The sequence below is a fragment of the Thermus sp. FJN-A genome, from assembly GCF_054655095.1.
In genome coordinates, this window is sequence record NZ_BAAHSC010000049.1 from 1 (window position 1) to 237 (window position 237).

The window sequence follows — 237 nt, forward strand, 5'->3', positions numbered from 1 at the left end:
ATGGAGGGGCCGGAGCTGGTGGTGCACGGGATCCTCCTCCACGCCGACGGAAGGAGGTTCGTGGTCCTCGTCCAGCCCAAGAGCGGGGAGGCCTTCAGGCTCGTCCTGGGCCGGGCCCGGGGCTTCACCGCCTTCCTGGAGCCCAGGAAGGCCTACCGCCTCGAGGGGGCCCTGCGGGGGGGGAGGCTCCTCGCCGAGCGGGCCTTCCCCTTGGGGAAGTGGGTCCTGGCCCGGAAG

General features: G+C 73.0%; 1 pseudogene. It reads left to right on the forward strand.

The window, feature by feature from the left end:
* A pseudogene (locus ACYQ0J_RS00240) lies at positions 1-237 on the forward strand (hypothetical protein); the annotation flags it as partial.